Source organism: Arthrobacter sp. PAMC25564 (assembly GCF_004798705.1).
Classification (GTDB): domain Bacteria; phylum Actinomycetota; class Actinomycetes; order Actinomycetales; family Micrococcaceae; genus Arthrobacter.
The window spans coordinates 534,365-557,450 of the sequence record NZ_CP039290.1; the positions used below are offsets into that span (position 1 = coordinate 534,365).

The window sequence follows — 23,086 nt, forward strand, 5'->3', positions numbered from 1 at the left end:
ACGGCGGGCGGGGGTGTCACCCGGCCGCCGTCGTAGCTGCGCCGTAAGCTAATCGCATGGCTAGCAATTGGGACCGTCTGGACCCCGTCCTGCGCGCATCCGTGCAGGAAAACGTGGAACTCTACGAACGGGTGCGCCCTGCCCTGAAACTCATCACCCGCGAGGTCTTGCTGATGCTGCGGACCATGCTCAAGGGCACCGACGTGACGCCGCTGTTTGTCACCGGCCGCACCAAGACGGTGGAGTCCTTCCGGGAAAAGATCTCGCGGACGGAGGAGCCGCTGGAACCCGGCGGCCCCCGGATCCTCAAGTTCCCGGACCCTTTCCGGACGCTCAATGACATGGTGGGCATCCGGGTGATCACGAAGCTTCCGGCTGAGAACGCGGCGGTGGCCAACCTTATCAAGCGTCAGCGCCACCTCTTCGACTGCCGCGGGGACCGGGAGAAGGACATCGGTTCGATCGAGTCCGGGACCTACGGCTATTCCAGCCGGCACCTGATCCTGCGGACCATCCAGAACGAAGTGGTCAAGGATTACCAGCAGGTCTTCAACCCGGACGTCCCGCCCAACGGCAGCTACTTCTTCGAATGCCAGATCCGCACGGTCTTTGCCCATGCCTGGAGCGAAATCGAGCACGACATCCGGTTCAAGGCCGAGGATCCGCGCGCGTGGACACCGCACTTCGACCGCCAGTTCACCGCCACGGCGGCCATGCTGGAAACGGTGGAGAGCGCATTCTCGGACCTCCACGACCGCTACGAAGAGGTCCGCAGCTACTGGGACATGGACGGCGAAGGCGCAGCCCAGCTCACGCCGAACCGGATCCGGGACGTCTGGCGCACCCTGCTGCCGCACGTGGACCGGAAGGTCGACGACGACTGGGGCTGGGCCGCGGAGCTGATGGCAGCCCACGGCCTCAACCAGACCATGCAGCTCGCCGGACTGCTCAGTGCCAACCGGATCACCGAAGTCCGCAAGGCCCTGGACCACCGCTACTCGCCCGGCCCGGACCGGCTGCTGGATGACCTGCTGCTCTGGCAGTACGGCACCGAGCACATTGAGCTCACCGCGGAACCGGCCGACGCCGTGCCGCACCCGCGGCGGGACAGCCTCCTGCGGCGGCTCAAGCAGATCGAGCGGTACCGGCTCACGCAAGGGTAGGGCTTGGCGCGCGCTGACCAGGAGCTGTGCCGGTTCTCCCCACTTCTGACGCCAGGACCCGCTGGGCCGGCCTCGTCGAGGAGGGCCTGGGCTACCTGACGGCAGGCAAGCGGGCCGACGATCCCGAGGTCCGCGACCTCGTCCGGAGCTGGGACGAGGTCGGCTCAATGTTCCACAGCGCGGAGGATTTCCTCTGGGCGATGCGCAAGTTCCCCGGCGCTACCGGAATACCGGCTGCGTCAGGGAATGTGCGCATCATGAAGGACCGTGACCGCCTTGGGGACGCGGTTCAGCCCAGGTGGACGGGGGCGTCGCCTTCGGTTCCGCTGAACTTCTTGCGGTCGATGTTGATGAGCAGCAGGGCGATCGGGGCGATCAGGATGGCGACTCCGGCGGCCCAGAGAAAGACCGCCGCATAGCCGGTGCTGAGCGCCGCCAACGAGACGCCACCGGCGGTGGCCGCGGCAGCGACGGTGCTGAAGAAGGCAATCCCCAGGGAGCCGCCGATCTGCTGAGACGCGTTGACCAAGGCACTGGCAACGCCCGAATCATCCTTGTCCACGCCGAACAGGGCCAGGTTCTGCATCGGAACGAAGACCATCCCCAGGCCCGCGCCCATCAGAAGCAGGGCAGGCAGCATGTTGACGACGTAGCTGCCGTCCGCACCCACCTGGGTGAGCCACAGCATGGCGGACGCCATGAAGACCGGGCCGAGTGCCGTGGGGATCTTTGCGCCCAGTTTCGGCAGGTTCTTCGCGACGAGCGCTGCCGTGATGAGCACCGCCACCGTCATGGGCAGGGAGGCAAGACCGGCGAGGAAGGGTGCAAACCCGAGAACGATCTGGATGTAGAAGTTGATGAACAGGACGCCGCCGATGAGCACCGCACCGGACAGGAACGAGGCCAGGAACGCCGCTCCGCGGTTGCGTTCGGTTGCCACGCGCAGCGGCAGGAGCGGGTGCTTGACTTTCCGTTCGACGACGACGAACAGCACCATCAGAACGACGCCGGCGAGGATAAAGCCCCAGGCTTCGGGGGCGTCCCAGCCGTGCTCCGCGTTGGTGAAACCGTAGACCAGGGACCCCAGGCCCAGCGCGGCCAGCACAACGCCGGGCCAGTCGTACTTGGTGGACCCCTGGGCCTTGCTTTCGCTGACGAGTGACCACACGCCGACGAGGGCGATGGCGGCGATCGGCACATTAACGAAGAAGCACCAGCGCCAGGTCACGTGTTCGGTCAGGAACCCGCCCAGCAGGACGCCGGCGGCGGCGCCGACGCCGGTGATGGAGCCGAAGATCGCGAACGCCGTGCCACGGTCCTTGCCGCCGGGGAACGCGACGGTCAGGAGCGCCAGCGCGGCCGGAGCCAGCAGCGCCGCGAACACACCCTGCAGCGCCCGGGCGCTGATCAGTTCCCACGGCTGTTGTGCGATGCCGCCGATGAGGGACGCGAGGGCAAAACCCGCCGCGGCCACGATGAAGGTCCGCTTCCGTCCCCAGAAATCCGCGATGCGCCCGCCGAGCAGCAGGAAAGCACCGAAGACCAGCGCGTAGGCCGTGACCACCCAGGAACGCGTCGAATCGCTGATCCCCATCTCGGTCTGGAGACGCGGCAGCGCCAGGTTCACGATCGTTCCGTCCAGCACGACCATGAATTGCGCCAGGGCCAGGAACACCAGCGCTCCCCAGACCGGCCGGCTGCCCTGCTGCACGCCCGCGTTTGCCAACTGTGTCGCCACGCTGTCTCCATTCTTCAAGGTAATTATACTTATACAAGTATAATTACTGGAGGAAAGTGATCACGTCCGGAATTGAAGTGACGGGGGTGACTACTCGGGTTCGGCGAGGACCGCGGCGAGCCGCTGCAGGGCCGGTAGGCTGGCGGCTATTTGCTCGCGTTCCGCCGGCAACAGACGGGAACTCGCGGAGGCCAGCGCTTCCGCCCACGCGCCCTCGAGCAGCGCTTTGATGCGCTGGGACTCCGCCGTCGGATGCAGGGCGACATAACGCTTGTCAGCCGCGTCGCGCGTACGGGTGACAAGATTTCCGGCCACGAGCTCGCGCAACTGCACGCTGACATTGCTGAATTGCCGGCCCAGGCGGGAGGCGACCTCGGCGACGGTGATCCCCGGATGGCTTTCGATGACCCGGAGGATTTCGAGCACACCGTTTGACAGTGGCCGGACTCCCGTATCGTTGTGGGATTTCCGGCGGACATCGGAGGAGATGTCGAGCAGCGCCACGGCCAGGGCCCGGTGGTCCATGGCTTGTGCCGGCGTTGTGCTTGCTTCAACACTTTCCATTCCATAAGCATAGGCGCGGGGCCGGGAGGGCTTCCGGGGTCACCGCCGCGATGACGGGACTGGCCGGCGGAACAGTGCCTGCCGCGTTCAATAATTCATCTGATGCATTTAACGGATAATCAATATTCATTTGCCGAACTATATGGCCGCTGTCACACTTTTGGGACGGGGCTGGCAACGTAGCCACACCCTGGACACACCCGGAGGAAGAAATGAAGATTGTCCTTGATCGGCCGCGCTGTGAAGGCCACGGCCTGTGCGAGGAAGCCGCGCCGCAGCTGATGCATTTGGACGACGATGGCGAACTGGTCCTGGACGTCGAGGCCGTTGACAATGGCGACCTCGAAGCCGCGAAGGCCGCCGTCCGCGTCTGCCCGGTTGCCGCGCTCCGCGTGGCCTGACGATGCAGCCACTGAAACGTGTCGTCGTTGTGGGCAACGGAATCGCCGGCCTCACCACAAGCGATTCCTTGAGGGCCGCCGGTTTCGACGGCGAACTCACCATCGTGGGCGACGAGAACCATGCGCCGTACAGCCGGCCCGCGCTGTCCAAAGCCGCGCTCCTGGACGGCGGGGAGATGACATCCCATCATCTTCCGCCCTCAGGTCACGGGGCACAGGAGATCCTTGGCGTGAGCGCCTCGCGGCTCGATGTCGCCCGGAAGGCCGTGATTCTCGACGACGGCACGGACGTTCCGTACGACGCCGTCGTCATCGCCACCGGCTCGCGTGCACGGCGGCTGGGCAACGCTGACCTTGACGGCCCTGAGGTGGAGCAGCTGACGCTGCGCAACCTCGAGGACGCGCTCACCCTCCGGAAACGGCTCATCAGCAAGCCCTCGGTCGTTGTCCTCGGTGGCGGCGCACTCGGGATGGAGATCGCCTCCGGTTGCCTCTCCGCGGGGTGCGAGGTCACCCTCGTGTCGCGCGACCGTCCGCTGGTCCAGCAGCTCGGTCCTTACCTGTCAGATGTCTTCGTCGCTTCAGCCCACCGCGATGGGCTGAAGGTCGCGTCGTCCCGGGCGGTCGGACTGCGCGATGCCGGCGGGCACCGCCAGGTACTGCTCGCCGACGGTTCGGTCATCGAGGCTGAACTCGTGATCAGCGCAGTAGGAGACGTACCCAACCTTGAGTGGCTGTCGACCAGCGGGCTCCTGAGCAACGGAAGGCTCGAAGTCGACACCCGCGGGCGGCTTCGGCCCGACGTTGTCGCCGCGGGAGATGTTGCAGCGTTCCCGACCCGGCATGGCATCCGTCGGGTCCCGCTGTGGACGAGCGCCATCGAGCAGAGCAAGGTCGGGGCGCTGGCACTGGTCCAGGGCGATGACGCCCCGGAGCTCGACTTCCAGCCGTACTTCTGGACCGAACAGTTCGGCCTCAATCTGAAGGCGAGCGGCTTCCTTCCCCTGGCAGGCCCGCCAGGATTCGTCGAAGGCAATCCTCATGACGGCCCGGCCCTCATGCGCTGGTCCCACGAGGACGGTTCGGGCACCGCGGTGGCGATCAATTACCGGATCCCCATTCCCAAGCTGCGCCGGCTCAGCAACACCGCCCCGGCAGCGGCGCCCCCGCTGACTAATCGGTGAGCAGGAAGCACCAGGTGTCAACCATCAGGTCCAGCGAGATGTCGCGGTCCACGGTCCAGCCGAGCCGCATCCACCGCCGCGAAATGAACTCCAGGTCGCCGAAGGCGAGCGAGCAGCGGACGCGTCGACTGGCCGGCTCGAACCGCCCGGCCCGGTCCAATCCGGCCTGCATCTCATCGATGGCGCCGTCGAACCACTCATCCAGGGCCGCCTGAATTTCAGGTTCACTCGCGGCAGCCTGATGCGCAGCAGTGACATAGGGGCGGATTTCGGCCCATTGCTCGAACTTTCGCTCCAGCCACACCCTGATCTGCCCACGGTCGCCTGACTCCACCACCGACTGCAAGGACGGCGCATCCGCCGCCGTGAGCATCTCATTGGAGCGGGTGACAAGCGACTGCATGAGCTGCCCCTTGGAGGGGAAATGCGCGTAGAAGGTGGCCCTGGTGGTCCCGACACCGGCGGCAATGTCATCGACGGTCGTTGCCGCGTACCCCTTCCGTTCGAAGAGCTCCAGGGCCTTCTCGAGCAACAGCCGGCGGGTCATCTGTTTCTGAGCTTCTCTAATGCTTGCCACAAGGCCAGCGTAATGCAGGTGCGCTCCCCCATCTGGCGGGACGGTACGCGGCTCATGCCCCACCTGCCATCATACTGATAACTCACTTGACGCAATGTCTAGTGAACAGTAGCTTTGTAATAGACATCACATCGGTAACTCATCGCCGATTAAGCAAGAGAACAAAGGAGTTTTCCATGAGTCACGATTCCGGGACCGTTCCACTCCAGACCTACCCGCCGCAGCAGGCACCTCCTCCATCTGCACTGGCAGCGGCGGCATCACTCGCGCCCCTCCGTGTAAAGGGCACCCTCGCCGCTGCCGCCGTCGCCGTCATGATCGCGCAGATCGCCAACGCGCTGCCAGGATCCCTCAACGGGGTGTTCCAGCAGACGTTCAACACCGTGGGGTCACAGCTGACCTGGATCACGGCAGCCTTCATGATCCCCGTGGTCGTGTTCGAGCTGACCTTCGGCCTGCTGGGCGACAAGCTCGGCCACAAGAAGCTCGTCATCGGCGGCTCCGCGCTGCTGGTTATCGGATCTCTGGTCTGCGCCCTGTCCGCCAGCATTGAGGGAATGTGGATCGGTTCGGCCCTGAACGGGCTCGGCGCGGGAGCCATCTTCCCCGCCTCCCTGGCCCTCGTCGCGGCCGTCACCACAAATGCGCGTGAGCGGGCCAGGGGCATCGCCATGTGGGCAGGCTTCCTGTCCGTGGGCGCGGCCCTGTCTCCGCTGCTCGGCGGCACTCTGGCCAGCCTTGGCTCATGGCGCGCGGCGTACATCGTGGTCGCCGTCCTCAGCGTCCTGACCGTGATCGTGGCGCTCCTCGTGGCGGCAGAACACAAGGCCGCCCAGGGCCGCAAGCCGGACTGGTGGGGCCAGATCACCTTTGCCCTCGGCCTGATCCTGGTCCTCTTCGGCCTGGTCCAGGGACCGGAAGACGGCTGGGGCGCGTCCCACGTCGTCTTCGCCTTCGTCGCCGGCATCGTCCTGCTGGCCGCGTTCGTCATCATCGAAACCCGCGTCAAGTCCCCGCTGCTGGATCTTCGGCTCTTCCTCAACCGCGGCTTCACGGTCTCCTCCATCGTCGCCGTCGTCGGCATGTTCGCATTCCTGGGCAGCCTGTTCTCCCTGAGCATGTGGCTCGGTCCGGTCCAGCACCAGAGCCCGCTCAACGTGGGCCTGCTGTTCCTCCTGCTGCAGGGCCCCACCTTCGTCCTGGTTCCGCTGATCTCCCGGCTGCTCACCCGCGTCGCAGGCCGCTGGCTGCTGACCGCTGGCTTCTTCCTGATGACCATCGGTGCGCTGATGGCCTCGGCCCTGGATGTCACCAACATGAGCATGACCCCATTCATGGCCCCGGCCCTGCTGATCGGGGTCGGCTTCGCCCTGACGCTCAGCCCGATGACGGCCATTGCCTTGAACACCGTCCCGCTGCACCTGGCCGGCATGGCCAGCGCCACCACCAACCTGCTCCGCGACCTGGGCTTCGCCCTCGGCCCCGTGCTGGCCGGCGCCGTGGCCCTGAGCGCGGCCGGAGCCCGGCTGGGTGCCGCCCTTCCGGGTGCCGGCCTTCCCGCTGACCAGGCGGGAGCAGCCGCGGCCATCGCCCAGGCCGGCGGCCCCATCGCGCTCAACAGCCTGCCGCCGGGAGCTCCCGGCTCCGCAGCGCACGAAATAGCACTGCTGGCCCTCGGAAACGGCTTCTCCCAGGCATTCCTCGTGTGTGCCATCGCGGCAGGTGCAGCAGCGCTGCTCACCCTGATCGGCCTGCACGGGGTGCGCGACACCCAGCCCGACGCCGAGGCCTTCGTCGACCCGCTGCGGGACCCCTCTGAAACCGGAGCCGTCGCGGCACACTAGTCAGGTCCGGGGCCGGGAGCCTGCGTTCCTGCCCGGTAGCTGACCGGTCGCCCGGCGTGCCACCAAGGACACGCCCGGGCTTTTCAGCGTCCGGGCCGAAGCAACCGGGCAGGAACGCGGGCGAGCGGCGAAAGTAATCTGACATACTTTTCCGGGCTGCGGTCATGAACTGGCCACGGTCCGGCCGCGGTGGAACCATACTTGGATGCTTGAGGCAACTAAATCCCCCACATCCCTCCTGAAACCCAGCACCGACACTGGCGTTCCGGCCAATCCCGCCCTGGCCGCCGAGGCAAGGATTGCCCGCGTCGCGGTGACCGTCTTCCCGATCCTGGTGGTGCTGGCCGGCGTGGCCGGTTTCCTCCTGCCGGGCGCGTTCAAACCCCTGGCACCGGGCGTTCCGTACCTGCTGGGCATCATCATGTTCTGCATGGGCCTGACCCTGACGCCGCCGGACTTCGCCTCCGTGGCCAAGCGGCCCTGGGCCGTCGTCCTGGGCATCGTTGCGCACTACGTCATCATGCCCGGCGCCGGCTGGGTGATCGCCGTCGGCCTCCACTTGGAACCGGAACTGGCCGTGGGCCTGATCCTGGTAGGCTGCGCCCCGTCCGGCACGGCTTCCAACGTTATGGCGTTCCTGGCCAAGGGCGACGTTGCCCTTTCCGTGGCAGTCGCCTCCGTTTCCACCCTGATCGCCCCGGTTGTGACACCGCTGCTGGTGCTGTTCCTGGCCGGTTCCTTCCTGGACATCGACGCCGGCGGCATGGTGCTGGACATCGTCAAGACCGTGCTCCTGCCGGTGATCGCAGGCCTTTTGGCCAGGCTGTTCCTCAGGAAACTGGTGGCCAGGGTGCTGACGGCACTGCCGTGGGCCTCCGCCGTCGTGATTTCCCTGATCGTGGCGATCGTGGTGGCCGGAAGCGCCAGCAAGATCGTGGCCGCCGGCGGCATCGTCTTCCTCGCCGTGGTGCTCCACAACGGCTTCGGCCTGGGCCTGGGCTACCTCGCCGGGAAGCTGGGCCGCCTCGACGACAAGGCCCGCAGGGCATTGGCCTTCGAGGTCGGAATGCAGAACTCGGGCCTGGCCGCCACGCTGGCCACCGCCCACTTCAGCCCGCTGGCCGCCCTGCCGTCCGCCGTATTCTCGCTCTGGCACAACGTTTCGGGTGCGATCGTGGCAGCCTGGCTGGCCCGGCGCCCGCTGCGGGACGCTGAGAGGCCGGCACCCAGCCGCGGCGCTTAGGCGCGCAGGCGGCTGATCAGAATAGCGACGGCGCGCTCCGCGAAGTCTTCCTCCGCTGCGGTCCCCGCCGCCAAAACGTCGAAACCCGCGGGCTGCAGGGTGTCCGAGAAAACCAGCTGGGCGACGCCGCGCCGGGCCAGTTCCGCGAGGGTCTCGACGTCGTCGGTGTCCTCGCCGCGAACCGCCAGGATCACGCCGTCGGCACCGCCGGAGAGCATGAACTGCCGCCAGCCCTCGCCCAGCAGGATGACCGGCTGGTACCCGTGCTGCGGCAGGAGCCGCGCTACCGCGGCGGCCAGGACCCGGTCCCGGGGGTCTTCGAGGTCAGCGACGGCGACTGCCACAAGGTCCGTCCGGCCCCGCCGCATTCCGCGGGCCGCCCGGTTGGCCACGTAGCCCAGTTCCCGGACGGCGGCATGGACGCGGTCCTGGGTGGGCTGGCTGATCCGGGTGGTGCCGCCGGGCCGGCCGGAGAGCACGTAGGAGACGGTGGTGAGTGATACACCTGCCGACTCCGCGACGTCGCGGATGGTGGGCCTGGATCCATGCCGCACTGATGACTCCCGGGTACTTCTCCGCCGCTGATTCGTGGCGGGTGCTCAAAATTTTGTCTGGGGCAGACCCCCAGTCTGAACTCTATCCTTCACCCCATCGCGGGGTCACGTGGCGCTCATCCGGGGCCCCGTGATGGGCGCCAGGTGACCCCGCGTTGGGGTTTTCCGGGCCCCTCTTTGCCGCGAGAGCCTTGGTGAAGGCCAGCGGGCCGATGGTTTCGGGGTCTGCAGAGAGGTCGAACTGCGCCTCGTAGCCTGTGTTCAGGTAGAGGTGCTTGGCTTCGGGCTGCCGCGGGCCGGTAGTGAGGTACACAGTCCGGTAGCCGCGCGCGGCAGCCAACGCCTCGAGCTCGGCGAGCACAAACCGGGCCAGGCCACGGCGGCGGTGGGCCGAGTGCGTCCAGATCCTCTTGAACTCGGCGGTCGCGGGCCCGTGACGCCGGAATGCCCCGCCGGCAATGGATTCGCCGTTCTCCTGCACGATCAGCAGGGCGCCGTCGGGGGCCGCGAACTCGTCCGCCGGGTAGCGGCTCAGCTCCTCGGCAGCTGCCCCGGGACCGAACAGCCCGCTGTACCGGGTCTCGTACTCCCAGGCCAGCTCATCCAGGAGCGGGCGGACGCGGGGATCGGCCAGGGGCAGGTCCAAAACCGTGAGTTCCGAAGGGCGCACGGCTGCTGGAATCGTTTGGCGGATCATTGTCAGGCCTTTTCAGAAACGGCGGCGGGCGCCCCCGCCGAGTGGTTGTCGTCCTGTGCCAGGACTTTGAGGACACGCCGTGCGAGGGCATCGTTTTCCCGGAAGGGTGCGGCATTGATGCCGGGCCGCGCGAAGGCGCCTGCCCCCCAGCCAGAGGTGCCAGGGCCGACGCCGAACACCCGGGGGCGGGGTTCGCCCAGGGGGCTGAGCAGCTCGTTTTCCCTTGATACCAGCAGACGTCCCGTCGCGTGCAGGCCTTCCGCGGTGAGCAGCTCCTGTTCGGTCCCGAGACCCGAGCCGTGCAGGTGGCGCAGCAGGGGGTTCGCGGACCGCGCCACGGAGGGTGCCGGCAGCCGTGCCTCGATCAGCGCCGTGGCGGACACGCTCACGCCGGAGCGGGCCGAGCCGGCCACGAACCGGCCCGATTCCTCGTCGGCCGAGATCTGCAGCCCGGGGCCGATGAACTCCAGCAGTCCGGCGCGGTGGATCGCGAGCATCTCCTTCAGCCGGCGCGGCGGCGGCCCGGAGTCCACGAAGCTGAAGAAGCCGTGCCACCAGCCGTGCACTGCCTGCTGGGAGCGGGCGTTCAGCCGCTCGGCCGGCACCAGGCGGCCCAGGTCCATGTAGACCCTGAGCAGTCCGTGGAAGAGGGCCAGCGTCTCGGAATGCTCCGGCCCTGTCCGCAGCCGGAGGTCGTTTTCGATGTACGCCGCCACCGCCGCCTGGACCTCGTCATGTCCGGCGAAACCGCGGCCGGCAAAGGGGTGGTCCAGCCGTTCCAGGTCCAGGTGCAGTTCCCCGTCCGGGACGGACTCGGTTACGAGCCGGACCCGTTCCGCGCTGTACCAGTCAGCCGCTGTGAAGCGTTCCGCGAACTCGGTCCAGCCGATGCTGACCCGCTCCGGATGGCCGGTGAAGAGCTCGCGGTAGTACGCGTAGCCGGCGTCCTTCGCGATCAGCGGCCAGAGCTGGCTGCGGAAATCGAGCTCGCCGTGCACCGCCAGCAGTGCCCCGACGGCGGCCGTCGTGAAAAACCTCGGGGCACCGACGGGTTCGCCGCGGAGGGTGGAGGAGATCTTGGAGTGATAGGGCACGCCGCGCCGCGATCCGGCCCAGAGGCGCGGTTCCGCGCCGGACGGCAGGTACCGCAGGCCGCCGTCGGGCGCCTCCTCGAAGCGTCCGCCCCGGCCCTCCATCAGCAGGACCAGCAGGTCAACGAACGCCAGGCCCATGCCGGAGACGATCACGTCCTGCCCGGGCGCGATTGGTGAGTAGTCGACGTCGGTGGTGTAGCTGGGTGCCGCGTGATACCCGCCGTGGCGGGCGGCGAAGTCGCCCCAGGCAGCGGACGCCGCGTCCGGCAGCGAATCAGTGTGCCCCAGGGCGGTGACCACGACGTCGGCCCGCAGCACTGCGCCGCCGGCCAGCCGAACGAGGTACGCACCGGCGTCGGGCTCATTGCCTGCCTCGATGCCTATGGCCCAGTCCCGGTGAACCGTGACGGTGACGGCGGTTCCGAGGGCGGCGACCGCGCGGCGGAAGAACCATTCCAGGTACTTGCTCTGCAGCTGTCGGGTGGGAAACGTGGCCCCGGTCAGGGACCGCAACTGACGGACGAGTTCCGCCGGCAGCTCCTGCACATCCGTGATGGAGCCATCCAGCACACCGGAGGCCCACTCGGACAGCCCGGGACCGTCCGAGGCAGGGCCTTCGCACTGCACGGAGGAGTCGGTGAACATTGTGACGTCCGCGGCGGCCGAATTGAGCATCAGGCCAGGGTCCTGCCCGTAGCGCCAGATCCGCCCGGAGCCGGGCTCGTGCGGCTCGACCACGTGGACGTCCAGCGGTCCCTCGAAGAGTTCCGGCCGGTTGGCGGCGAGACGCTCCAGGATTCCGGCAGCGCGGGGACCCCCGCCGACAAAGACAACGGCTGGTGGATTCGCTGGCATGGGGACTCCTGATCAGGACGGCACATAATTCGGGTGGTTCAGGGCCCCATGCTAGGCACCGGCCAGGGCCCCGGTCGAGGCGCCGTTCACGGCTGTTCACCCCGCGTCACCGCGCGTAAGACGGGGCAAGAAAACGACTCATGACGCCGCGAGAGCCCCCGTGAACGAATGCAACTTCCCGCCTTGCCGCGCCATCCGGGCGCCCCTAGATTTGCACCAATCTGAACCCCACAAACCAACCGGAAGAAGCGAGGTGGCGCATGAGTTCGACAGTAACCACGATGGCGCAGACCCTGCCAGGGGACGACGGCGCCGGTCCCGTCGGCACCGGGACCGCACCGGAGTCCCGCGGGCCGGCGACCGACTACGCCGACTACCGCGTGATCACGGCCCGCCACCCGTGGCGCTGGGTAGGCACCGTCCTGGTGGCCCTCGGCGTCCTAGGCATCGCCTGGTCCCTCGCCACGAACCCGCGCTGGGAATGGGGCGTCGTCGCGCAGTGGTTCACCGCCAAGTCGATCCTCAACGGCCTGCTGGAGACGCTCAAGCTGACCGCGATCTCCGGAGCCCTCGGCTTCATCCTGGGTTTCATCCTGGCCCTGATGCGCCTGTCCGCGTCCCCTCTGCTGCTCTCCGTGTCCTGGACGTTCTCCTGGATCTTCCGCTCCACCCCGCTGCTGGTACAGATGCTGCTCTGGTACAACCTGGGCTACCTGTACGAGAAGGTCAGCTTAGGCATCCCCTTCACGGACATCCGGTTCTTCGAGGTGCAGACCACCACACTGATCAGCCAGTTCGCAGCGGCGGTGCTCGGCCTGACCCTCAACCAGGCGGCCTACTCCGCCGAAATCATCCGGGGCGGCATCCTCTCCGTGGACCAGGGCCAACTGGAGGCCGCCGCGGCACTCGGCATCCCGGCTTGGCGTCGCTCCACCCGGATCGTCCTGCCCCAGGCCATGCGGGCCATCCTGCCAACGGCCTTCAATGAAGTGATCGGTCTGGTCAAGGGCACCTCGATCGTCTATGTGCTGGCCTACTCCGAGCTGTTCTACACCGTCCAGGTCATCTACAACCGCACCCAGCAGGTGTTGCCGCTGCTGCTCGTGGCCACGCTTTGGTACGTCGCGATCACCTCGGTCCTGAGCATCTTCCAGTACTACATCGAGCGGCACTACTCCAGGGGCGCCGTCCGCACGCTGCCGCTGACACCGCTGCAGAAGGTCCGGAAGTTCCTGTCCACCCACGCCACCGACACCCGAGTGAAGGGACTCCGATGAGCACCGCAGTCACGGAAGCCACCCGCGGCCTCGTGGAAATCACCAAGGTCCGCAAGTCCTTCGGGGCAGTCGAAGTCCTCAAGGGCGTCACGCTGACCGTCGAGCCCGGCGGCGTGGCAGTCATCGTCGGTCCCTCCGGTTCCGGCAAGTCCACCCTCCTGCGCACCATCAACCACCTGGAAAAGCTCGACGGCGGCTTCATCGCCATCGACGGCACGCTCGTGGGCTACGAGATCCGCGGCAGCAAACTCCACGAGCTGCGCGAAAAGGACATCCTGAAGCAGCGCACCGAAATCGGCATGGTGTTCCAGAACTTCAACCTGTTCCCGCACCTCACGGCGCTGGAAAACGTGGTGGAGGCACCCGTCGTCGCGCCGCGTTCCGGAAAGCCCCGGCTCTCGAAGGCCGAAGCCCGGGAACGCGGCCTTGAACTGCTGGACCGCGTGGGCCTGAAGGACCGGGCCGGCGCCTACCCCCGGCAGCTCTCCGGCGGCCAGCAGCAGCGCGTCGCGATCGCCCGCGCGCTGGCGCTGGACCCCAAGATCCTGCTCTTCGACGAGCCCACCTCGGCGCTGGACCCGGAACTGGTCAACGAGGTCTTGGACGTCATCCGCGAGCTCGCCAAGTCCGGCACCACGCTGATCATCGTCACACACGAGATGGGCTTCGCCCGGGACGTCGCGGACACCGTGGTCTTCATGGACCAGGGCCAGATCGTCGAACAGGGCACCCCCCAGGCAATTTTCACCAACCCGCAGGAAGAGCGCACCCGGAGTTTCTTCTCCAAGGTGATCGAACCCGCTTTCAACATCTAAGGAACTCCCCCATGGCATCTTTCATCACCCCGCTCCCAGCCCGGCTGCGCAAACTCGCGGCGCTGCCCGTCGTCGCCCTCATCGGCACTCTTTCCGGCACGCTGGCGCTGAGCGGCTGCTCCGATCCCGGCGCCTCGGCGGCCGGTTCCGCGTCCAGCGGCACTGCGACAGCTGCCAAGAACGGCGTCGTCTACAACACCTCACCGGACCAGAACCGGATCCGCGCGGAGAAGGACACGGCCCTGGCGGCGAAGGTTCCCGCGCTGATCAGCAAGGACGGCAAGCTGACCGTGGCCACCACCGCCGGCTCCATCCCGCTGACCTTCCACGCCACCGATGACAAAACAACCATCGGCGTCGAGGTGGACCTGGCCCAGCTCGTCGCGGACAAGCTGGGCCTGGACCTGGACCTGCAGATCACATCCTGGGAGAACTGGCCGCTGAAGACCCAGTCCGGCGACTTCGAGGCCGTATTCTCCAACGTCGGCATCAATGCCGCCCGGGTGAAGCTGTTCGACTTCGCCAGCTACCGCGCCGCCTACATGGGCTTCGAGGCGAAGAAGAACTCCAGCTACAACATCAAGGGCTCCGATGACATCTCCGGCCTGAAGGTCTCCGTCGGCTCCGGTACCAACCAGGAGAAGATCCTGATCGCCTGGAACAAGGAGCTCGAGGCCAAGGGCAAGGCCCCCGCGGAGCTGCAGTACTACTCCAACGATGCCGACACCGTCCTGGCTCTTGCCTCGGGCCGCACCGACCTCAACCTCGCCCCCTACCCCACGGTCTCCTACCGCGAGAACACCCGCGATGACCTCAAGGTCGTGGGCAAGGTCAACGCCGGCTGGCCGTCCGAGACCCTCGTCGCCGCCACGACGCTCAAGGGCAACGGCCTGGCCCCGGTGATCACCGATGCCCTGAACGCGGTCATCAAGGACGGCTCCTATGGCAAGGTCCTGGAGCGCTGGGGACTCTCCGAGGAAGCACTCCCCGAGTCCAAGACCGTCACCGAGGCGAACTTCGGGACCGGCAAATGAGGTTCCAGGTCCTTGACATCATCCCCCACCTGAAGAACCCGGTCACCGGGGAGATTGTCTCCACCGCGGACCGGCTCAACCAGGTGGTCCAGACGGCCCGCCGAGCCGAGGAACTTGGCTACGACGCCTTCTCCGTCGGGGAACGCCACGCGGGCGAGTTCATTTCCTCCTCCCCCACCACGGTACTGGCAGCCATCGCGGCCGTGACGTCCACCATCCGGCTGCAAAGCGGCGTAACCGTGCTGTCCGTGCTGGACCCGGTGCGGGTCGCGGAGGACTACGCCACGATCGACCAGCTCAGCCGCGGCCGGCTCGAGCTGGTGATCGGCAAGGGCAACGAGGTGCTGCAGTACCCCCTCTTCGGCCTGGACCTGGCTGACCAGTGGACGCTGCTGGCGGAGAAATACGGCCTGCTGCGGCGGCTCTGGACCGAGGAGAACGTCACATGGTCCGGGACGTTCCGCCCGGCGCTGACCGAGCCCACCACCACCACGCCGCGGCCGTTCGCCGGGGCTCCGCGCATCTGGCACGGCTCGGCGACGAGCCTGACCTCCGCGGCGCTTGCCGCCAAATGGGGCGATCCTCTGTTCACCGCCAACGCGATCCAGCCGCGCGAAAACTACAAGGTGCTGATTGACCACTACCGCGAAGAATACGAACGCCACGGCCACGATCCCCGGCACCAGTACCTGGGCTCCGGTTCCGGCGCGGGCGGGGTGTTCATCGCGGACACCACGCAGGAAGCCAAGCGCCAGTTCGGCCCGGTCTACGAGGCCCTCACCTCGGGCCGCGACGTTCCCGGCAACAACTCCCCCTACCGGGACATCGACCACGCCGTCGCCGAAGGCCCTGCCCTGGTGGGCAGCCCGGAACAGGTGATTGACAAGATCCTCAGCTACCACGAGCTCTACGGCCACGACCTGCAGTCCATCGCCCTTCCGACCACGCAGCCGTTCGAGCAGCAGCTGGAGATCCTGGAACGGTTCGCGCTTGAGGTCATCCCGGCCCTCCGCGCCGCGGCGCCCACCACGCTCTGGTCCGAGGATGATCCCTTCGCCGGCCGCCCGGAGTCCAGCCTCGCCGGCAAGTCAGGCACCGAACCCGACGCCGCGGCCCGCGTCACTGCCGACCACAACAGCTACAGGAGCTCCCATGTCTACGCCCACTGACACTGCCGGTCCCGCCGCGAGCTACGATTCCTTCGCCACGATCTGGACAGACTGGCACGCCGCGCACGAACGCCACCGGGCGGAGCCGCACGGCTTCCTCGCCGTCACCCACCTGCACTGGCTTGACGCCGAGCCGTCCCGCCTGGACGGGGCGCCCGGCATCTGGAGTGTGGAGAACGACGTCGTCCGCCTGGTTTTGGGGGCAGGCGAACACGTCCTCCTGGACGGGCAGGACCTGAACCCCGACGACACCGGAGCCACCGTGTTCCTCGGCCCGGTTCCCGAGCGCGACGGGCTCACCCTGCGCGTGGAGGACGCCGGCGCCGGGCACACCGTGATCGAGCTCGCCAAACGCGGCGGCCGCTATGTCGTGCGGCCGCGGCATCCCCTCAATCCGCTGCTCACCGGCTACCGCGGAACGCCCGCGTACGCACCGGACTCTAAATATTCCGTTACGGGCATATTTCTTCCGTTCGCCGAACCACGTCCCACCACCGTCGGCGCCGCGGTCGAAGGCATCCAGCACGTCTACGAAGCCTCCGGCGAGCTCCACTTCCGGCTGGCAGGCCAGGACCTGGTCCTGACCGCCTTCAACGGCCACACCCCCGGAACCCTGTCCGTGCTGTTCACCGACGCGACCTCGGGCAAGACCACCTATGCGGCCAACCGCTCGCTCACCATCGCAGCCCCCGGCCCGGACGGCACCGTCACGCTCGATTTCAACCGGGCTGTGAACCTGCCCTGCGCCTACACGGACCTGGCGACCTGCCCGCTGCCTCCGGCGGAAAACCGCCTGCCCGTGGCCGTCGAGGCCGGAGAAAAGATCCCTTACGAGCGTCAGGACGCGTCATGAGCCAAGCTTCCCAGAACCACCCCGGGCAGGGGCACGCTCTCCTGCTGCTGGAGCTCGACGGCGCCGGAGCCCACCCGGCGGCATGGCGGGCTTCCCGCTCCCGGCCGGAGGCCGTGCTCACCCCCGCACGTCTCCGCGACGTCATCCTGGCCGCCGAATCCGCCGGATTCCACGGCGCAACGATTGCCGACGGCCGGCTCCCCGAGGGGCCGGATGCCGCTGCGCGGCTCAACGCCCTGCAGCGCGCCGCCTTTGCCGGACCCATCACGCGTTCCATCGCCCTGATCCCGGAAGTGGATACTGTCTACACGGAGCCGTTCCACATCTCCACCCAGCTCGCCAGCCTGGACTATGTCTCCGGCGGGCGGGCCGGCTGGCTCGTCGCCGCCTCGACCAGCTCCGCCGACGCCGCCGCCGTCGGCCGTGAAACGGTGCGCGGGGGCCGGCTGGCGCAGGAAGCCGCGGACGCCATCGAGGTCAGCCGCCGTCTCTGGGACTCCTGGGAGGACGACGCGGTGATCCGCGACGTCCCCACCGGGCGCTATCTGGACGTGGACAAGCTGCACTACAGCGATTTCGAGGGCGGGAACTACGCCGTGAAGGGTCCGTCAATCGTCCCGCGGCCGCTCCAGGGCCAGCTTCCCGTGCTGGCGCCGGCGGGGCTGCTCGCACCCGAGGAGCTCGTTGCCGGGGCTGTTGATGGGCTGCTGGTCTCTGCCCCGACCCCCGAGCTCCTCTCCGCCGAACTCACGGAAACACGGGAAGCCCTCGCCGCGTTCGGCGCGGGCGCTGCGCCGGCCTTGATCGCCGAGCTCGACGTCGTCCTGGACGCCCGGGGGCAGGCTGCCGCCGAAAGGCTCGCCGCACTGGACGCGCACACACCCTGGGACAGCACGCGGGCACGCTTCCTTGGCACCGCCACCGGGCTGACCGAGCTGCTGGCCGAGGTCCTCGCCGTCGCCGACGGCGTCCGGCTGCACCCGGCCGTGCTGGACACCGACCTTGAAGAGCTGTCCCGGCTGGTGCTTCCCGAACTGCGCCGCCGCGGAATCCTGGCGCCGGTGGTCCTGGACGCCTCGTTCCGGGACCAGCTCGGCCTCGCGCGGCCGGCCAGCCGCCACGCCGCCACACCCGCCGCAGGAAACTAAGGAGAGAACCGTGAGCCACAATCCGTACCCGAATCCGGCCCGGGAATCCACGCCCTCCGGGCAGCTCAGCCTGGGCGTCTTCTTCCAGGGCGTCAACTCGGGAACCATCTGGAAATCCGCTGAGTCCGGTTCCCAGACGGACTTCGAATCATTCCGGCGCCTCGCCCAGACCGCCGAGCGCGGGCTGTTCTCCGCGTTCTTCCTCGGCGAAGGGCTGCGGCTGCGGGAGCACCTCGGCCGCCCGCACGCCCTCGACGTCGCCGGCCGGCCCGATGCACAGACCGCCCTGGCCGCCCTGGCCGCCGTGACCTCGCACATCGGCCTGGTGGCCACCCAGAACACCACGTACAACGACCCGGCAGACCTGGCCCACCGGCTCTCCTCCCTGGACCTGATCTCCGGAGGCCGCGCGGCCTGGAACATCGTCACCACGGACAACGCCTGGACCGGGGCCAACTTCCGCCGCGGCGGCTACCTCGACCATGCGGACCGTTACGTCCATGCCGAGGCCTTCGTGCAAACGGCCAAGCGGATCTGGGATGCCTGGGACGAGGACGCCGTCGCCTCCTCGCCGTCGGCGGACCGCTGGGCCGCCCCCGGTGCCGTCCGCCGGGTGCACCACACCGGCCGGCACTACACCGTGGATGTCACCCCGGGGCTGCCGCGCAGCGCCCAGTACCGGCCGGTCCTGTTCCAGGCCGGGGACTCCCCGGACGGCCGTGACTTCGCCGCACGTCAGGCGGACGTCATCTTCTCGGCCCACCCGCAGCTTGAGGACGCGCTGCAGTTCCGCCGCGACATCGTCGAGCGCACGCTCAAGGCCGGCCGGGGAGCCAACGACGTCAAGATCATGCCCGCCAGCGAGTTCATCCTGGCCGCCACACCGGAGGAGGCGCTCGAGAAGAAGGCCTGGGTCCGTGAGCTGCAGATCGGCCCGCAGCAGGCCATTGCCTATCTGGAGCAGTTCTGGGGCCGCGAACTGCAGGGCTTTGATCCTGACGGGCCGCTTCCGGAGATCGACCCCGTAGTGGAGGAAACGTCCGAAACCCGCGGCAGCGGCTTCCACGGCGCCAAGGCCCGGCAGCTCGCGGACCAGTGGCGGGCCGAGGCCAAGGAGAAGGGCCTGTCCATCCGCCAGTTCGTCTCCGCGAAGACCTCCCGCGGGGACTCCACCTTCACCGGCTCCTACGCCGAGGTGGCGGACCGCCTCGCGGAGTATGCCCGCACCGGCGCCGTCGACGGGTTCAACATTTCGCCCTGGCTCATCCCGAGCGGCCTGGATGACATCGTCAACCATCTGGTGCCCGCCCTGCAGGAACGCGGCGTGTACCCGAGTGAATACGCCGGCACCACGCTGCGGGAAAACCTCGGACTGGCCACCCCTGTCCGCCCCGTCGCCGCGGCCGAAGCCGTTGCCAACGCAGTGCGGGTCTAGGCAATGGGCGCGGCAGAGTCCGGCACCGCCGGCGTAAGCAGCGGCAATGGCCCCCGGAGCAACAACAGCGCCGACACCATCAGGCTGCAGTTGACGATCTGGCAGCAGAACCTCTAACCCACATCGATTGCTCCGCACCCGCCCTTTTCACGCCCCGGAAGGGCAGTTACGGAGCGATCGATGCATCAGCCCCGGAACAGGTCAGCCCGCGGCCGGATTTTCGCTGCCCACTTGCTCCAGGATCCTGGCTGCCGGCGATCCCGCCATCAGCGGCTCCATCACTTCCGGGTTATTCCACACATTGGTGCGTAGCCGCTCCAGAAACGCCGCCGCGGCGTCCTTCGTGTCGAAGTCCAGGTGCACGGCCACACTGTTCCCGTCGTCGGTGTCCCGAAATACCCGGATCGAGCGGGCGCCCGAGGCGGCACGGCCTGCGGGATCACTATCGAACACCTGCTTCCATGCGGCATAGTCCCGGACCGGATAACCTACCTGCAGCGTGAACATCCTTGATCCTTTCCTCGATTGGGTAATCACGATAATGCGTGCGGCGTCCATCTGGAGAGAGCTGGAGGACTCTCCGGAGGCCACAGCAACGCGGGGTCAGATCGCGCCCATAATCCCCTCCGGGATGGGCGCGATCTGACCCCGCGTTGGTCCTCTGGTGGCCTGGGAGCTACGTCTTGGGCAGGCCTGCCGGGTTGACCTCGGACTTCTTCACAGCCTCATCGCCCAGCCCCCAGCGGTCCAGGATCTTCGCGTAGCTGCCGTCCTCGATCAGGTGGTTCAGGCCGGCCGCGGCCGCGGCAGCGAAGCCATTGTCCTTCTTGCTCGTGACGGCGATGTTGGCTTTCAGCGGCCAGCCGCCGTCGACGAGGCCCACGAGCTTGGTCTTGGCGTCCGAGGCGGCCTTGAAGGCTGCCGTGGCGTTGGGGCCGAAGGTCAGGTCCGCACGGCCCGACTGGAGGGCAAGCTGGGACGCGGAGTCGTCGTCGTAGTACTGGAACTCAACCGGCTTCAGGCCGTTCTTCTTGTTCTCCTCGTCCCAGCGCAGCAGGATGGCCTCCTGGTTGGTGCCGGATCCGACGATCACGCGCTTACCGGCGACGTCGGCCGCGGTTTCCACCTTGCCGATTGCGCTGTCAGCCTTGGCGTAGAAGCCGAGCTTGTCCTCGCGGTAGCTGGCGAAGTCGAACTTGAGCTTGCGCTCCTCCGTGACGGTGACGTTGGAGATGACGGCCTCATATTTGCCGGAGTCGACGCCGAGGGGCCAGTCGGCCCAGGCCGTGGGAACGATGTCGGCTTCCAGGCCCAGCGACTCGGCCAGTGCGACGGCGAGATCCACCTCGTTGCCGACCGGCGTCTTGTTGTCCGTGGCATAGACGGCCAGCGGTGCGGCGAAGGGGCTGACTGCCACGGTCAGCTTGCCGTCCTTTTTGATGGCGTCCGGGACAAGGGCGGCGGCGGCCTTGTCGACGGTGGCCTTCACCCGGTCCTGCTGCGGGGAAAGGTTGAAGGTCTTGACTCCGGTGGAGGAGGACGACGGCGTGGCCGGGTTGGCGCTGCCGGCGGCCGACGCGCCGGGGTCGGAGCAGGCGGCCAGGCCCAGCAGGGTGGTGGCGGCAAGAGCCACGCTGACACCGGATCTGAACGCTGTGGACGATTTTCTGGACATTTTTCTCCCCGTGGAAGTTCGTGGATTACTGCTCATGCCAGCAACTATCCGGGCTGGCCGGATGCCGGTCAAAAGGCGGTGAAACCAAGGGATACAGGGGGTAACCGCGGTTAACCCGGAGGCCTGGAAATGACCTGGGGTGGCCCAGTGTTACCGCAGGTTGCCCTCCGTGACGCGGCGGGACGAATTTCTACCCGGCGGGGCCCCGCTGCGCCTAGCCTGCTTAGAAGACCACACGAACAGGAGGGCCGGACATGTCACTGACCACGCGCCGGACCACGCACCGGCTCAGCATCGATGCCCCGGAGGACGTCATTTTCGGCCTGTTGCGGGAGGCCGCACACTGGCCGTACCTTGATGGTCTCACCGTCTACGCCGAGCGCGTCAGCGGCGACGATTCCATCCACGAACTGCGGATCTCGATCGTCGCCAACGGGTCCCTCAGCTCCAGCTACTGCCGCCGGGTTTTCGATGCGGACCGCCACCGTGCACAGTTCCGCCAGCTAGACGTCGAGGCTCCCTTCCACGCGCTGCGCGGTGAATGGGAAATCCACCGCGCAGACGGGCAGTCCCTGGTGACGCTCAGCCACGAATACGAACTGGACGCCGGCGCCGACGTCGAGGAGCTCGCGGAGCGGGTCAACCGGAACATCGACGAGTTCAGCCGGCGCGAGCTTGAGGCGCTGCGGCTCAGCTCCGAGCGCCTCGCCCAACTGCTGCAGCAGCACTCTGCTGGGCGGGAGGCGTAGCTGAAGATGGCGACGGACCGGTACACCACCGAACAGGACCGTTTCGGCCGGCTCCTGGCCGACCGTGAGGTCTGGCGGCAGGCGGCCACCATCCCGGCGGCCGGCGAGCTGACTGCACGATGGCTGGAGGGACGCAGCCAGTATCAGCCGGGGACATCAGCTCCCGGCTTTGATGAGGAAACCCGGCCCATTGCCGGCGCGCTTGCGGGACTCAACCGGAGCGGCCTCTTCACCAAGGAATCCCAGCCCGGGGTTCTCGCCGAAGGGCACGCCCAGCGCGCTTATGTGGCCGGCTTTTGCAGTGTCGAGTCAGCGGCGGCGCTGCTGGAGTTGTCCGGGCGGACCGATCTGGTGACCGTCGCCCACGCCCCCGGCGAAGCCAGCCAGTCGTCAATCCCCGTGACCCTGCGCGATGGTGAGGTCGTGACGGTGCTGGGCAGCAGCGAGGGCCCGGTCGGCGATGATCAGCTCCGGGACTGGTCAGAGGAAGCCAACGAAAGCCTGGCGCTCGTGCTGGCAGACTCCTGGTATGTCGAGGTCTTCGACCCGGTCTGGGGACGGAATGGCGTGCTCCTCCCTGCCGTCCTCGAGGCGCTGACGGCAGGCTGACCGGAGGCTCACCGCCTCAGCCGATGCTGGCTGCCTCGTCCAGGGTGCGTGCCTCGAAATGCTCCAGCATTTCGCGCATGCCTTCCATGCTCTGTTTGAACATCTCGGACGCCCGCCACACTTCAGCCTGTTCCAGCGACTCCCATGGGCCGGTACTGATGAACCGGTTCGGCACGTCATGGTCATGCATCAGCACGGCCTTGGCGTGCGGGAAATCCTCCTGCGTCTTCCGGGCCAGATCACGCCAGGCCTGCACAAAATCGTTCTCGCGGCCCGGGTGTACCAACCAGATTCCCAGCGTGTAAACCGACACGTCGATCGCCTCCATTTTCTGCACGGGGTGGATTGAGGGGATGGATACCCCGATTATCTTCCCGTCCCCCGGACGGCGGTAGGGCCCTTCTGCCC

At 67.6% G+C, this 23,086-nt stretch carries 23 protein-coding genes; 14 read left to right on the top strand and 9 right to left on the bottom strand.

Features of this window, described 5'->3' with window-relative positions:
• Positions 1-56: 56 nt before the first annotated feature.
• Positions 57-1,163, top strand: a complete 1,107-nt coding sequence (locus tag E5206_RS02440) for a RelA/SpoT domain-containing protein (RefSeq protein WP_136321104.1) — start codon at positions 57-59, stop codon at positions 1,161-1,163.
• Positions 1,164-1,452: 289 nt separating this feature from the next.
• On the opposite strand, the gene E5206_RS02445 is transcribed toward E5206_RS02440, so the two are convergent.
• Together E5206_RS02445 and E5206_RS02450 are read right to left on the bottom strand one after the other, a co-directional pair.
• On the bottom strand, positions 1,453-2,901 hold the full coding sequence (locus E5206_RS02445) for an MFS transporter (protein ID WP_240689896.1): 1,449 nt from the start codon (positions 2,899-2,901) through the stop codon (positions 1,453-1,455).
• Positions 2,902-2,991: 90 nt separating this feature from the next.
• Entirely contained in the window at positions 2,992-3,465 is a 474-nt protein-coding gene (locus E5206_RS02450; protein ID WP_136321105.1) for a MarR family transcriptional regulator, read from the bottom strand.
• Positions 3,466-3,677: 212 nt separating this feature from the next.
• Between E5206_RS02450 and E5206_RS02455 the strand changes: the two genes are divergently transcribed.
• Positions 3,678-3,866, top strand: coding sequence for a ferredoxin (locus E5206_RS02455; protein WP_136321106.1), 189 nt, complete (start codon positions 3,678-3,680; stop codon positions 3,864-3,866).
• Between the two features lie 2 nt (positions 3,867-3,868).
• On the top strand, positions 3,869-5,050 hold the full coding sequence (locus tag E5206_RS02460; protein WP_136321107.1) for an FAD-dependent oxidoreductase: 1,182 nt from the start codon (positions 3,869-3,871) through the stop codon (positions 5,048-5,050).
• Here the strand turns inward: E5206_RS02460 and E5206_RS02465 are convergent.
• A complete protein-coding gene (locus E5206_RS02465) occupies positions 5,040-5,627 on the bottom strand; it encodes a TetR/AcrR family transcriptional regulator (RefSeq protein ID WP_136321108.1) in 588 nt (195 codons plus the stop codon). The genes E5206_RS02460 and E5206_RS02465 overlap by 11 nt on opposite strands.
• 176 nt (positions 5,628-5,803) lie before the next feature.
• On the opposite strand from E5206_RS02465, the gene E5206_RS02470 reads away from it, so the two are divergent.
• Together E5206_RS02470 and E5206_RS02475 are read left to right on the top strand one after the other, a co-directional pair.
• A complete protein-coding gene (locus E5206_RS02470) occupies positions 5,804-7,471 on the top strand; it encodes an MFS transporter (protein ID WP_136321109.1) in 1,668 nt (555 codons plus the stop codon).
• Positions 7,472-7,676: 205 nt separating this feature from the next.
• Positions 7,677-8,714, top strand: a complete 1,038-nt coding sequence (locus E5206_RS02475; protein WP_136321110.1) for a bile acid:sodium symporter family protein — start codon at positions 7,677-7,679, stop codon at positions 8,712-8,714.
• On the opposite strand, the gene E5206_RS02480 is transcribed toward E5206_RS02475, so the two are convergent.
• The 3 genes from E5206_RS02480 to E5206_RS02490 all read right to left on the bottom strand — a co-directional run bounded on the left by E5206_RS02480 (position 8,711) and on the right by E5206_RS02490 (position 11,914).
• Positions 8,711-9,268, bottom strand: coding sequence for a LacI family DNA-binding transcriptional regulator (locus tag E5206_RS02480; RefSeq protein ID WP_136321111.1), 558 nt, complete (start codon positions 9,266-9,268; stop codon positions 8,711-8,713). The genes E5206_RS02475 and E5206_RS02480 overlap by 4 nt on opposite strands.
• A gap of 82 nt (positions 9,269-9,350) precedes the next feature.
• The gene (locus E5206_RS02485) at positions 9,351-9,965 is read right to left on the bottom strand and encodes a GNAT family N-acetyltransferase (protein ID WP_136321112.1); all 615 of its coding nucleotides are present in this window, start codon (positions 9,963-9,965) and stop codon (positions 9,351-9,353) included.
• Between the two features lie 2 nt (positions 9,966-9,967).
• Positions 9,968-11,914 carry an FAD/NAD(P)-binding protein gene (locus E5206_RS02490; protein WP_136321113.1) on the bottom strand — a complete coding sequence of 649 codons (1,947 nt, stop codon included), beginning with the start codon at positions 11,912-11,914 and terminating at the stop codon, positions 9,968-9,970.
• Between the two features lie 260 nt (positions 11,915-12,174).
• Here E5206_RS02490 and E5206_RS02495 point away from each other — a divergent pair, with 260 nt between their 5' ends.
• From E5206_RS02495 to E5206_RS02525, 7 genes are read left to right on the top strand one after another with little or no spacing between them, the layout of a single operon-like run.
• Positions 12,175-13,191: an amino acid ABC transporter permease gene (locus E5206_RS02495; protein ID WP_136321114.1), complete on the top strand. Its 1,017-nt coding sequence runs from the start codon at positions 12,175-12,177 to the stop codon at positions 13,189-13,191.
• A complete protein-coding gene (locus E5206_RS02500) occupies positions 13,188-14,006 on the top strand; it encodes an amino acid ABC transporter ATP-binding protein (RefSeq protein ID WP_136321115.1) in 819 nt (272 codons plus the stop codon). Before E5206_RS02495 ends, E5206_RS02500 begins: the two co-directional genes overlap by 4 nt.
• Before the next feature lie 11 nt (positions 14,007-14,017).
• Positions 14,018-15,040: an ABC transporter substrate-binding protein gene (locus E5206_RS02505; protein ID WP_136321116.1), complete on the top strand. Its 1,023-nt coding sequence runs from the start codon at positions 14,018-14,020 to the stop codon at positions 15,038-15,040.
• The gene (locus E5206_RS02510; protein WP_136321117.1) at positions 15,037-16,209 is read left to right on the top strand and encodes an LLM class flavin-dependent oxidoreductase; all 1,173 of its coding nucleotides are present in this window, start codon (positions 15,037-15,039) and stop codon (positions 16,207-16,209) included. Before E5206_RS02505 ends, E5206_RS02510 begins: the two co-directional genes overlap by 4 nt.
• Positions 16,193-17,062, top strand: coding sequence for a DUF1684 domain-containing protein (locus E5206_RS02515; protein WP_136321118.1), 870 nt, complete (start codon positions 16,193-16,195; stop codon positions 17,060-17,062). The genes E5206_RS02510 and E5206_RS02515 overlap by 17 nt, the downstream gene beginning before the upstream one ends.
• Entirely contained in the window at positions 17,059-18,210 is a 1,152-nt protein-coding gene (locus E5206_RS02520) for an LLM class flavin-dependent oxidoreductase (RefSeq protein WP_136321119.1), read from the top strand. The genes E5206_RS02515 and E5206_RS02520 overlap by 4 nt, the downstream gene beginning before the upstream one ends.
• A 10-nt stretch (positions 18,211-18,220) precedes the next feature.
• Positions 18,221-19,645, top strand: coding sequence for an NtaA/DmoA family FMN-dependent monooxygenase (locus E5206_RS02525; RefSeq protein WP_136321120.1), 1,425 nt, complete (start codon positions 18,221-18,223; stop codon positions 19,643-19,645).
• A 201-nt stretch (positions 19,646-19,846) separates the two neighbouring features.
• Here the strand turns inward: E5206_RS02525 and E5206_RS02530 are convergent, their stop codons facing one another.
• Together E5206_RS02530 and E5206_RS02535 are read right to left on the bottom strand one after the other, a co-directional pair.
• Positions 19,847-20,203 carry a hypothetical protein gene (locus E5206_RS02530; protein ID WP_240689899.1) on the bottom strand — a complete coding sequence of 119 codons (357 nt, stop codon included), beginning with the start codon at positions 20,201-20,203 and terminating at the stop codon, positions 19,847-19,849.
• 118 nt (positions 20,204-20,321) lie between these two features.
• Positions 20,322-21,320 carry an ABC transporter substrate-binding protein gene (locus E5206_RS02535; protein ID WP_136321121.1) on the bottom strand — a complete coding sequence of 333 codons (999 nt, stop codon included), beginning with the start codon at positions 21,318-21,320 and terminating at the stop codon, positions 20,322-20,324.
• Positions 21,321-21,574: 254 nt separating this feature from the next.
• On the opposite strand from E5206_RS02535, the gene E5206_RS02540 reads away from it, so the two are divergent.
• On the top strand, positions 21,575-22,069 hold the full coding sequence (locus tag E5206_RS02540) for a hypothetical protein (protein ID WP_136321122.1): 495 nt from the start codon (positions 21,575-21,577) through the stop codon (positions 22,067-22,069).
• A 6-nt stretch (positions 22,070-22,075) separates the two neighbouring features.
• Complete coding sequence (locus tag E5206_RS02545) at positions 22,076-22,678, top strand: hypothetical protein (protein ID WP_136321123.1); 603 nt, start codon at positions 22,076-22,078, stop codon at positions 22,676-22,678.
• Between the two features lie 16 nt (positions 22,679-22,694).
• Here the strand turns inward: E5206_RS02545 and E5206_RS02550 are convergent, their stop codons facing one another.
• A complete protein-coding gene (locus E5206_RS02550; protein ID WP_136323921.1) occupies positions 22,695-23,006 on the bottom strand; it encodes an antibiotic biosynthesis monooxygenase in 312 nt (103 codons plus the stop codon).
• Positions 23,007-23,086 lie beyond the last annotated feature (80 nt).

Excerpts from the sequence above, each read along its gene's own strand:
- E5206_RS02530 (WP_240689899.1), bottom strand. The coding sequence starts at position 20,203 with ATGGACGCCGCACGCATTATCGTGATTACCCAATCGAGGAAAGGATCA.
- E5206_RS02485 (WP_136321112.1), bottom strand. The coding sequence starts at position 9,965 with ATGATCCGCCAAACGATTCCAGCAGCCGTGCGCCCTTCGGAACTCACG.
- E5206_RS02460 (WP_136321107.1), top strand. The coding sequence starts at position 3,869 with ATGCAGCCACTGAAACGTGTCGTCGTTGTGGGCAACGGAATCGCCGGC.
- E5206_RS02495 (WP_136321114.1), top strand. The coding sequence starts at position 12,175 with ATGAGTTCGACAGTAACCACGATGGCGCAGACCCTGCCAGGGGACGAC.
- E5206_RS02505 (WP_136321116.1), top strand. The coding sequence starts at position 14,018 with ATGGCATCTTTCATCACCCCGCTCCCAGCCCGGCTGCGCAAACTCGCG.
- E5206_RS02515 (WP_136321118.1), top strand. The coding sequence starts at position 16,193 with ATGTCTACGCCCACTGACACTGCCGGTCCCGCCGCGAGCTACGATTCC.
- E5206_RS02540 (WP_136321122.1), top strand. The coding sequence starts at position 21,575 with ATGTCACTGACCACGCGCCGGACCACGCACCGGCTCAGCATCGATGCC.
- E5206_RS02500 (WP_136321115.1), top strand. The coding sequence starts at position 13,188 with ATGAGCACCGCAGTCACGGAAGCCACCCGCGGCCTCGTGGAAATCACC.
- E5206_RS02520 (WP_136321119.1), top strand. The coding sequence starts at position 17,059 with ATGAGCCAAGCTTCCCAGAACCACCCCGGGCAGGGGCACGCTCTCCTG.
- E5206_RS02455 (WP_136321106.1), top strand. The coding sequence starts at position 3,678 with ATGAAGATTGTCCTTGATCGGCCGCGCTGTGAAGGCCACGGCCTGTGC.
- E5206_RS02490 (WP_136321113.1), bottom strand. The coding sequence starts at position 11,914 with ATGCCAGCGAATCCACCAGCCGTTGTCTTTGTCGGCGGGGGTCCCCGC.
- E5206_RS02510 (WP_136321117.1), top strand. The coding sequence starts at position 15,037 with ATGAGGTTCCAGGTCCTTGACATCATCCCCCACCTGAAGAACCCGGTC.
- E5206_RS02545 (WP_136321123.1), top strand. The coding sequence starts at position 22,076 with ATGGCGACGGACCGGTACACCACCGAACAGGACCGTTTCGGCCGGCTC.
- E5206_RS02450 (WP_136321105.1), bottom strand. The coding sequence starts at position 3,465 with ATGGAAAGTGTTGAAGCAAGCACAACGCCGGCACAAGCCATGGACCAC.
- E5206_RS02440 (WP_136321104.1), top strand. The coding sequence starts at position 57 with ATGGCTAGCAATTGGGACCGTCTGGACCCCGTCCTGCGCGCATCCGTG.
- E5206_RS02535 (WP_136321121.1), bottom strand. The coding sequence starts at position 21,320 with ATGTCCAGAAAATCGTCCACAGCGTTCAGATCCGGTGTCAGCGTGGCT.
- E5206_RS02550 (WP_136323921.1), bottom strand. The coding sequence starts at position 23,006 with ATGGAGGCGATCGACGTGTCGGTTTACACGCTGGGAATCTGGTTGGTA.
- E5206_RS02475 (WP_136321110.1), top strand. The coding sequence starts at position 7,677 with ATGCTTGAGGCAACTAAATCCCCCACATCCCTCCTGAAACCCAGCACC.
- E5206_RS02470 (WP_136321109.1), top strand. The coding sequence starts at position 5,804 with ATGAGTCACGATTCCGGGACCGTTCCACTCCAGACCTACCCGCCGCAG.